The sequence below is a fragment of the Pseudomonas sp. GM79 genome, from assembly GCF_000282495.1.
GTDB lineage: Bacteria > Pseudomonadota > Gammaproteobacteria > Pseudomonadales > Pseudomonadaceae > Aquipseudomonas.
The window spans coordinates 77,809-83,808 of the sequence record NZ_AKJE01000095.1 but is presented as its reverse complement, the minus strand read 5'-3'; the positions used below and the strand labels follow the sequence as shown (position 1 = coordinate 83,808).

At 59.4% G+C, this 6,000-nt stretch carries 5 protein-coding genes; 2 read left to right on the top strand and 3 right to left on the bottom strand.

Features of this window, described 5'->3' with window-relative positions; all coding sequences use genetic code 11:
- Nucleotides 1-199: 199 nt before the first annotated feature.
- Nucleotides 200-1,213: an AraC family transcriptional regulator gene (locus tag PMI36_RS04995; protein ID WP_008074988.1), complete on the bottom strand. Its 1,014-nt coding sequence runs from the start codon at nt 1,211-1,213 to the stop codon at nt 200-202.
- 339 nt (nt 1,214-1,552) lie between these two features.
- On the opposite strand from PMI36_RS04995, the gene PMI36_RS05000 reads away from it, so the two are divergent.
- The gene (locus PMI36_RS05000; protein ID WP_008074987.1) at nt 1,553-2,887 is read left to right on the top strand and encodes a dicarboxylate/amino acid:cation symporter; all 1,335 of its coding nucleotides are present in this window, start codon (nt 1,553-1,555) and stop codon (nt 2,885-2,887) included.
- Between the two features lie 148 nt (nt 2,888-3,035).
- On the top strand, nt 3,036-4,217 hold the full coding sequence (locus PMI36_RS05005; protein ID WP_008074986.1) for a CaiB/BaiF CoA transferase family protein: 1,182 nt from the start codon (nt 3,036-3,038) through the stop codon (nt 4,215-4,217).
- A 121-nt stretch (nt 4,218-4,338) separates the two neighbouring features.
- Here the strand turns inward: PMI36_RS05005 and PMI36_RS05010 are convergent, their stop codons facing one another.
- Entirely contained in the window at nt 4,339-4,833 is a 495-nt protein-coding gene (locus tag PMI36_RS05010; protein ID WP_008074985.1) for a SprT family zinc-dependent metalloprotease, read from the bottom strand.
- Between the two features lie 158 nt (nt 4,834-4,991).
- Nucleotides 4,992-5,594 carry a Yip1 family protein gene (locus tag PMI36_RS05015; RefSeq protein ID WP_007899096.1) on the bottom strand — a complete coding sequence of 201 codons (603 nt, stop codon included), beginning with the start codon at nt 5,592-5,594 and terminating at the stop codon, nt 4,992-4,994.
- Nucleotides 5,595-6,000 lie beyond the last annotated feature (406 nt).

The following is a 6,000-nucleotide window of genomic DNA, read 5'->3' as shown; positions in this document are numbered from 1 at the left end:
GCTGCGATCTTTTGATCTTGAAGCTCGATGGCAATGGGGCTTGTTGTGGCTGCACAGGTTTTCGGTGTTTTTTCGGGCCTCTTCGCGAGCAAGCCCGCTCCCACATTAAACCGAGTCGCTGCTGAGAACGCGGTCAACTGTGGGAGCGGGCTTGCTCGCGAAGGGGCCAGTGAGTACACCAAAAAAACAGCGCTAGAACTCAATTCTCCTGAGCTCGATAAGCCCCAGGCGTCAACCCGGTCCACTTCTTGAACGCCCGGTGAAACGCCGAAGGCTCGGAAAACCCCAACTGCTCGGCAATCTGTTGCAACGACAGATCCGCACGCCCCAGGTGATAAATCGCAATGTCCCGGCGCAGTTGATCCTTCAATTCCTGAAAACTCGTGCCTTCTTCGCGCAAATGCCGACGCAAGGTTTGCGGGCTGATGTGCAGGTGCGCGGCCACCGCTTCCAGGTCCGGCCAGCGCGCATTGTCGCGGCTGAGCAAGCGCCGCAGCTGGCTGCTCAGGCTGTCGCCTTCGTCGGGGCGCGATAGCAGGTCGGCGGGGGAGCGCTCGAGAAAGTGCTTGAGGGTTCGTTCGTCCTGCAACAGCGGCATGTTCAGGTAGCGACTGTGAAACAGCAGGCTGCTTTGCGCCGTCGTGCTCTTTACGGTGGAAAAGCTCAGCGGGCAGGAAAACAGCAAGTCGTATTCGGCCCCGTGTTCGGGCCTCGGGTAGCTGAACGTGGCCTGCTCCAGACGAATGCGCTGGCCGATCAGCCAACTGCCGAACCGATGCCAGATCACCAACAGGCTTTCGCTGAGGAAGTGGTCCGGATCCCACAGCGGCGAATCGTCCAGGCACAGACGAACCATCTCGCCTTCGCGGCTCAGCGTCAGACGCGGCGCGCCGGGGAACAGGCTGTAAAACAATAAACCGCGATTGAGCGCTTTCTCCAGCGTGCGGCAGTGGATCACCGCATGGCACATCATCGCGAAGCTGCCGGGTTTGCTCGGCGCTTGCCCGAAGCCCAGGTATTCATCGTCCAGGGCCAGCCACAGCCCCTGGATCAATCGGGCGAACTGCTCAGGCGCGATTCGGGCGCGCGGCTCCTCAAGCAACTCGGGGCTGATCCCCAATTGCTGCAACAGACTCGAATAGTCGTAGCCACGCCGACGCGCGCCACCAAGGGCGGCACGGGCGAAATGGCTGGCGATGGTGCGTTCGCGCATAGGGGGCAGGTCCGTCCACTGAGCAATGGATGGTAGCGGTGCCTGTCGAGAATGAACAAGGCGGATATCCGCCAAATTGCAGGACGAGGTTTGGCTGGTGGGCGGAAATCCGCCACATCGTTGTGACTGGTCAGTGACCCAAAAAAACCTGTAACCCTTGATGTCACAAGGCTTGCGGGGTTTTTTTCGAAGGTGGCACGGCGCTTGCGATACAAGCCGCAGAGGTCTGCCGGCGTGCAGCTCGACAAAACAAATCCCTCCAGTGCAGGAGGGTTCGCAATTGAGGTGTCAGGGGCAACAGATGGATGTTGTTACTGAGGCACTCTTGAGGAACTTACAATGACGACTCGTCAGCCACTGTATAAATCCCTGTACTTCCAGGTGATCGTTGCCATCGCTATCGGCATCCTGCTCGGTCACTTCTACCCGCAGACTGGTGTAGCCCTCAAGCCGCTGGGTGACGGGTTCATCAAACTGATCAAAATGGTCATCGCGCCGATCATCTTCTGTACCGTTGTCAGCGGCATCGCCGGCATGCAGAACATGAAATCGGTCGGCAAGACCGGCGGCTATGCGCTGCTGTATTTCGAAATCGTTTCCACCATCGCCTTGCTGATCGGCCTGGTCGTGGTCAACGTTGTGCAACCGGGCGTCGGCATGCACATTGATGTATCGACTCTGGATACCAGCAAAATCGCTGGCTTCATCTCGGCCGGTAAAGACCAGAGCATCATCGGCTTTATCCTCAACGTGATCCCGAACACCATCGTCGGTGCCTTCGCCAACGGCGACATCCTGCAAGTGCTGATGTTCTCGGTGATCTTCGGTTTCGCCCTGCATCGCCTGGGTGCCTACGGTAAGCCGGTGCTGGACTTCATCGATCGCTTTGCTCACGTGATGTTCAACATCATCAACATGATCATGAAGCTCGCTCCAGTCGGCGCGTTCGGTGCGATGGCCTTCACCATCGGTGCCTACGGTGTCGGTTCGCTGGTACAACTCGGTCAGTTGATGATCTGCTTCTACATCACCTGCATCCTGTTCGTGGTCGTTGTACTGGGCGCGATCTGCCGCGCGCACGGCTTCAGCGTGCTGAAACTGGTTCGCTACATCCGTGAAGAGCTGCTGATCGTGCTGGGCACTTCCTCTTCGGAATCCGCCCTGCCACGCATGCTGATCAAGATGGAACGCCTGGGTGCGCAGAAATCCGTTGTGGGTCTCGTGATCCCGACTGGCTACTCGTTCAACCTCGACGGTACGTCGATCTACCTGACCATGGCGGCTGTGTTCATCGCTCAGGCGACTGACACCCCGATGGACCTCACTCACCAGATCACCTTGCTGCTGGTGCTGCTGTTGTCCTCCAAAGGTGCGGCGGGTGTGACCGGTAGCGGCTTCATCGTGCTGGCAGCGACCCTGTCGGCCGTGGGTACTCTGCCGGTGGCCGGCCTGGCGCTGATCCTCGGTATCGACCGCTTCATGTCCGAAGCCCGTGCGCTGACCAACCTTGTTGGTAACGCCGTGGCCACCATCGTGGTCGCCAAGTGGGTGAAAGAGCTGGACGAAGACAAGCTGCAAGTCGAGCTGGCTTCCGGCGGTCGCGGTATCTCCGACGAGCGTGAAGTAGACGACCTGGGTGTGGCTGAAGGCCCAACCCCAGCCAGCGTCAAGTAAGTACTCTGGCTGCATGAAAAACCCGCTTCGGCGGGTTTTTTCATGCCTGCAATTTGAGCGCAACGGTCACCGCCGCCGCTGACGCATCAGGTGATTGCTGCAATGTCCTCGGCTGCCTAGGCTTGGGGGATTGCACTGGAGAACACTTATGCTCGGTCCACTGGCATCACTCAAGGTTCTGGATTTCTCGACACTGCTGCCGGGGCCGTTCGCCTCGTTGCTGCTGGCAGACATGGGCGCCGAGGTGCTGCGCATCGAATCGCCGACCCGCATGGACCTGCTGCGGGTGCTGCCGCCGCATGATCAAGGCGTCTCGGCCAGCCACGCGTACCTCAATCGCAACAAGCGCAGCCTGGCGCTGGACCTCAAGCAGCCCGAGGCGCTGGAGGTGATCAAGCAATTGCTGCAGGACCACGACATCGTGCTGGAGCAGTTTCGTCCCGGCGTGATGGACCGGTTGGGTTTGGGGTATGAAGCCTTGAAAACGATCAACCCGAAGCTGATTTATGTGTCGATCACCGGTTACGGCCAGACCGGCCCTTACAAGGACCGCGCGGGGCACGACATCAACTACCTGGCGCTGGCGGGGCTTTCGAGCTACACCGGTCGCGCCGACAGCGGCCCGGTGCCGTTGGGCATGCAGGTGGCGGATGTCGCGGGCGGCTCGCTGCATGGGGTGATCGGCTTGCTGGCGGCGGTGATCGCGCGACAGCAGACCGGGCAGGGGCAGCATCTGGATGTGAGCATGACCGACTGCGCCTTCAGCCTGAACGCCATGGCCGGTGCCGGGTACCTGGCCTGTGGCGTGGAGCCGGGCAGGGAAGAGCAGATGCTCAATGGCGGCAGCTTCTACGACTACTACCGCTCGCGCGATGGACGCTGGTTGTCGGTGGGCAGTCTGGAGCCGGTGTTTATGCAGCAACTCTGCACGGCGCTGGGCCGGCCGGAACTGGCGGCCCAGGGGCTGTCACCCGAGCCGGCCCGGCAACAGGCGCTCAAGGAGGCGTTGAAAATTGAATTCGAAAAATACGACTTTGCCCAGTTGTGTGAGCTGTTCGCCGGGGTCGATGCGTGCGTCGAGCCGGTATTGAACCTGGACGAAGCGGTGCGGCATCCGCAGTTGAAAGCGCGGGAATTGGTGACGGAGGTGCCAAGGGGCGATGGTTCGACTCAGGCGCAGATGGCTTGCCCGTTGAAGTTTTCAGCAGGGCTGCCTGAGCCGCGGCATATTGGCGCGACGCTGGGTGAGCATACCGATCAGGTGTTGGGGGAGTTGGGGTTCAGTGTTGAGCGGATCGAGGAATTGCGGTGTGCCAGGGTGGTTGTGTAGTGATTGTAAGGACGCCTTCGCGAGCAAGCCCGCTCCCACATTTGATCTTCGGCGCGACGCAGGCCCAGTGTGGGAGCGGGCTTGCTCGCGAAGAGGCCGGCCCAAACACCACAAATCTGACTTATTCGACCCGCATCTCGCCACTGAACACCAATGTGCTTCTGCACCGCCGACACAGATACCGCCGCCCCTGTCTCACCAAACCATGTCGCTGCGCCGAAAACGGGAAATCGCTGTCGGGGCACGGGCATTTGTAGATGTAGCGGGTCACGCTACGGCGTTTGACGTCGTAGGTGTGGCAGCGGTTGGGCGGCAGTTCGTAAACACCGCGCATGATCAGTTGCCACTCTTCGCCATGAGGCTGGATGCGGTCGCCGAACAGTTGATGGGCGATCAGGTGCGCGACTTCATGCGCCACGGTCTGCTTGAGAAAGTCTTCGGTGTTTTCCCGGTACAGCTGCGGATTGAAACGCAGCAGGTTCTCGTGCAAATGCGCGACACCGGCTTTTTGCCCGCGCAGCTTGAGGCTCACCACGGGGCGTTTGAAAGGTCGTTTGAAAAAGGATTCGGCTTGTTGGAAACAGTCTTCGACGCGGGTATTGAGTTGCTCGGGCATGCTTGATGGATCTCCAGAGACGTCGAGTATGCCGCAACCCTCGGGACTTGCGAATCGCCGAGGAGCCGAATGGTCGTACCTCCTGCTCTTTCTTGGAGAGTAGAAGGCCGCCTTGCGGCGGCCTGTGTTGGCAGATCTTGTTTTTGGTGGGGGTGTTGCTAATTCGTATAGACCGGCCCCACGCCAAGTCCCCAGACAATCACCGTGAACGCCATGATTGCCACCAGCACCACCAGTCCTACGGCGAGCACCGAGCTTGAAAACAGGAATCCCTCGTCTGATGGAATGTTCATGAAAGTGGGTAGCCCCACATACAGCAGGTACACCGTGTAGCAGATGGCCGCGGTGCCGACGATCATCCCAAGCCACATGTGTGGGTACAGCGCCGCCAGACCGCCGATAAATAGCGGTGTCGCGGTGTAGGTCGCAAATGCAACGCAGCGTGCCAGGCTCGGGTTGGCGTCATAGGTGCGGGCCATCCAGTGGATGAACGCGCCCATCACCGCGACACCGCCGAGCATCGCCAGGTACGACATGATGGTCATCCACAGCGCGCTTTCCGTGGTCAGCATTACCGGCGCTCGACTACCAATGACCCAGCCGACCTGCGTGGTGCCGATAAACGCCGACACGGCAGGGATCGCCGCCAGAATCAAGGTGTGTGTGAGGTACATGTGGCTGATGCTTTCCTCCTGGTCGCCACGGATTTCTTTCCATTCCTGGTCAGGGTGGGTGAAGAGCCCCACTACGTGATGGATCATGCCAGTCACTCCTCTTGTTGTTGCCATCGCCCCCCAGCGGAGCGCTTACGGGCCAAAGTGGCCAGGTAAGTACAGGTCTGAATACGTCTGCGACCTTATGCCGCAGTATAGAAAGGAGTTACCGGTAATAGTGCGAGGGGCTTAGAGCAAATCGCGCTGTAAACAATCTTGTTAATCGCGCAAATGCATTGGGAAGTTGATCTTCGCCGGTGCTGAATTGGCTGAAGGTCCTGGATATGTACCGGGATCTCGTAGGAGCTGCCGAAGGCTGCGATCTTTTGATCTTGATCTTCAGTGGTGCTGATATAGCCAAAATCAAAAGATCGCAGCCTTCGGCAGCTCCTACGGGGGATTGCGATTCTCCAGGCTCTTCGCCCTTGAAGGGTTTTTGCGTAAAATGCCGGCC